Consider the following 3,500-nt stretch of genomic DNA (forward strand, 5'->3'; position numbering starts at 1 on the left):
GTGCGCTGCAGCACGTCCAGCACCGTGCCGGCGCCGGCGCGGTGCTGGCGCCGCGCGTCGGCGATCAGGGCCGGAAGGGCGAGAGGGGCGATGCCCGTGTTGCTCATCGTTCAGCGCACTCCATTGGCAATGTCGAAGATCGGCATGTACATCATCACGACGATGCCGCCGACCAGCAGCGCCACCATCAGCAGCAGCACCGGCTCCACCAGCCGCGTGGCCCGCTCGACGAAGGTGGTGAAGGCCGCGGCATGGCGCTGCGAGATGGTCTGCAGCACCACGTCGAAGCTGCCGGTGCGCTCGCCCACCGCCAGCAGGCGCTCGGCCACCGTGTCGGTCAGCCCGGCCTGCGACAGCGTCGCCGACACGCGCTTGCCGCGCGCCAGGTCGACACGCGCACGCGCCACCGCCTCGCTCATGCGCGCACCGAGCCCCAGCGTCTCGCACAGCGCCATCGCTTCGTCCAGCGTGTAGCCGCCGCGGAACATCAGCGCGAGCGATTGGTACAGCTTGGCAAGACGGAAGTGGTCCCACTGGCGCTGCAGCGGCCCGATCCGCGAGCCCACCGCCACCGCGAAGCGCATCGCGCCGCCCGAGCGAACCCACCACACGCCACCGACCACCAGCGCCGCCAGGCCCGCGGCCACCTCGGCGGTGTGCTGCGAGACGGCCTTGCTGAAGCCCAGCAGCACCTGCGTGGGCAGGCTCAGGTTGCCGTGGAAATCCACGTACATGCCCGAGAAGCGCGGGATCACGTACAGCAGCAGGAACAGCGTGATCAGCAAGCCCAGCGTCACGACCACGGCCGGGTAGATCGCCGCGCTGACCACCTGCTTGCGCAACGCGCCCATCATCTCGTCGTGCGCCAGGAAATCGGCCAGCGCGCTGCCCAGCGTGCTGGTGCGCTCGCTGGCCTTCACGCTCGCCACCAGCACCGGCGGGAAGGCCTGCGATTCGTGCATCGCCTTCGACAGCGGCCGCCCCTCGCGCAGCGCGCGCAGCAGCTCGGCCTGGATGTCGCCGCGCGCGCCTTGCGACGACTGCGCCTGCAGCGTCTCGAGCGCCTCGACCACCGTCATGCCGGCCTGCAGCAGCGTGCGCAGCTCGCGGCACCACCACGCGACGTTGAAGGCGCCCGCGCCGCCGCCGAGCAGCGGCGTGCGCGCCGGCCCACTTGGCTGCGCCTCGGCGCCGACGAACACCAGCCCCTCGCCCGCCAGCTGCGCCTGCACCGCCTGCAGCGACTCGGCCTGCGCCAGCCGCTCCAGCACGGCGGCCTGGCCGGGGTCGTAGTAGCGGACCTTGAACTGCATGGCGGCGCTCGCGAGTTCAGCGCGTCAGGTCGGCGTCGTCGCCGCTGCCGCCGGGCGCGCGGTCCTTGCCGAGGCTCAGCAGCTCGAACTCCTGGCCCTGCAGGCCGGGCGCGCGGTACTGGTAGGCGCTGCCCCACGGATCCTGCGGCAGCGCACCGCGCAGGTAGGGGCCGCGCCAGCGCGGCTCGTCGGCAGGCGCCACCAGCAGCGCCTGCAGGCCCTGGGAGGTGGTCGGGAAGCGGCCGGTGTCGATGCGATACGCCTGCAGCGCCTTGTCGAAGGCATCGAGCTGCGCCTTCGCGGCAGTGACCTCCGAGCGGCCGATCTGCCCGAGGAAGCGCGGGCCGACGATGCCGGTCAGCAGGCCGATGATCAGGATCACGACGAGGAGTTCGAGCAGCGTGAAGCCGCGGCGGGAAGCGTTGATCATGATGTCGATGCGATCGGTTTGGCCATGAAGACCCATTGGTTGTACTGCGCGGCGGGCGGCATCTCGGCCAGGCCGTCGATCTGCAGCGGGGTGCGCCGCAGCGGCTGCGCCTCGCTGGTGCTGAACACGCCGCGCACGCTGCCGTCGGCGCCGCGCACGACGCCGAGCGGGCGGCCCGGCACCAGCGGGTCGGTGTAGAGCCGGCGCAGGTGGCGGCGCGTGCCGACGAAGCGGTTGTCCAGCAGCAGGTTGTCGAGCGAGGCCGGGTACTGCTTCAGCGACCCGGGCGAGGCCTCGCGGTAGCGGGTGATGGCCTGCGCGTACAGCGTGCCGATGCGCACCAGCTCGTCCTCGCGCTCGCGCTGCGCCGCATCGGCCCAGCGCGGGCCGGCGATCGACAGGCCGAGCGACAGCAGCGCGACCAGCAGCAGCACGATCACGTAGGTGAAGCCGCGCGACGGCGACTTGCCGGCTCGATCACCAACTCGCATACGGGCTCCCGTCGCGCGCCTGCCCCGGCGCACCGCTGTGCACGTCGGACACCCCCGCGGCTGCGCCGCTGTCGGAGTTCACGAGCACCCAGGTGTCGATGCGGTCCGTCACCGGATCGACCGGCAGCTGCCGCAGGTAGCGCGCCTGCACCAGCTCCTGCAGCGCCGCCGGGTAGCGGCCGCGGTCGGCGTAGAACTTGTCGATCGCATCGCGCATCGCCGCGAGGTTCTGGCGCAGCACCACCTCGCGCGCGCGGTCGACGTGCTCGGCATAGTGCGGCACCGTGATGGCCAGCAGCAGGCCGATGGCCGCCATCACCACCATCAGCTCGATCAGCGTGAAGCCGCGTGCCTTGTGCATGGCCTGCATCACCAGTCCTTCAGCGGCACGCCGTTCAGCCCGCTGCGCGTCGAGCGGGAGAACACGTCGTAGACATCGGCGCCGGCCTGCGGCTGCTCGGCCGTCGACAGGTAGCTGCGCAGGCCCCAGGTCTGCTCGGCCGGCAGCTCGGCGCTGGCAAACGGATCGCGCGGAATGCGGCGCAGGAAGACCATCCGCTGCGCGCCCGGCAGGCCGGTGTCGCCGCTGACCAGCGCCTGCAGGCTCGGCGGGTAGCCGGTGGCGCCGGCCGGCTGCGACAGCTGGCCCTTGTCGTTGGCGCGCTTGTAGGCATCGATCGCCTCGCGGATCTGCCACAGCGCCTGCTTCAGCTCGCGCTCGCGTTCGCGCTGCAGCGTGATCTCGGCCAGCGGGAAGACGGCTGCGGCCAGCACGCCCAGCACCGCCAGCACGACAACCAGCTCGATCAGCGTGTAGCCGGCGGTGCGCCTCATTTGACGATCACCTTCAGCGGCGGCGGCAGGCCGAACGGCTGCGCCGGGCCGTCGAGGCCGAGCGGTTGCGCGCCGAGCGTCGTCAGCTCCGCGGTGCCGGCGGCGGTGGCCTTCAGGCGCACGCTCAGCAGGCTGCCCTGGCCGCTCGCGCCGGTGGCCTGGTTGCGGATCGCGCCGGCCTGCACCTTGCCCTGCTCGGCATCGATCGTCTTGCTGAAGCTGGTGGCCGCGCCGCCCTGCTTGAACAGATCGCCCTCGTCGACGTCGACCACCGACAGCAGGCCCTTGCTGATGGCGAGCTGCACCGGCGCGCCGCGCAGCGCGACCGGCGTCGCGAGGTTCAGGGTCGCGACGAAGGTGTCGCCGACCTTGACCTCGGCCGGCGCGCTCCAGCTGAGCGTCGGCGCGGCGGCCGCGGGCGCGGGCGCGGCC

Annotated in this window: 6 protein-coding genes; all 6 read right to left on the minus strand. The window is 72.3% G+C overall.

Annotation, left to right across the window (positions count from 1 at the left end; all coding sequences use genetic code 11):
• Positions 1 to 110 precede the first annotated feature (110 nt).
• On the minus strand, positions 111 to 1,313 hold the full coding sequence (locus AC1D1T_RS31115; protein WP_477827704.1) for a type II secretion system F family protein: 1,203 nt from the start codon (positions 1,311 to 1,313) through the stop codon (positions 111 to 113).
• 16 nt (positions 1,314 to 1,329) lie between these two features.
• Positions 1,330 to 1,743 (minus strand): type II secretion system major pseudopilin GspG, encoded by a 414-nt coding sequence (gene gspG / locus AC1D1T_RS31120; protein ID WP_477827705.1) that lies wholly within the window; start codon positions 1,741 to 1,743, stop codon positions 1,330 to 1,332.
• Positions 1,740 to 2,234, minus strand: coding sequence for a type II secretion system protein (locus AC1D1T_RS31125; protein WP_477827706.1), 495 nt, complete (start codon positions 2,232 to 2,234; stop codon positions 1,740 to 1,742). Before AC1D1T_RS31125 ends, gspG begins: the two co-directional genes overlap by 4 nt.
• Positions 2,221 to 2,604, minus strand: coding sequence for a type II secretion system protein (locus AC1D1T_RS31130; protein WP_477827707.1), 384 nt, complete (start codon positions 2,602 to 2,604; stop codon positions 2,221 to 2,223). Before AC1D1T_RS31130 ends, AC1D1T_RS31125 begins: the two co-directional genes overlap by 14 nt.
• Positions 2,604 to 3,068 (minus strand): type II secretion system protein, encoded by a 465-nt coding sequence (locus AC1D1T_RS31135; protein WP_047501275.1) that lies wholly within the window; start codon positions 3,066 to 3,068, stop codon positions 2,604 to 2,606. Before AC1D1T_RS31135 ends, AC1D1T_RS31130 begins: the two co-directional genes overlap by 1 nt.
• Positions 3,065 to 3,500 (minus strand): cohesin domain-containing protein (locus tag AC1D1T_RS31140; RefSeq protein WP_477993233.1); only part of this gene is annotated, 436 nt, incomplete at its 5' end. The genes AC1D1T_RS31140 and AC1D1T_RS31135, both read right to left, overlap by 4 nt.

This window comes from Rhizobacter sp. P2_H3, from assembly GCF_056403355.1.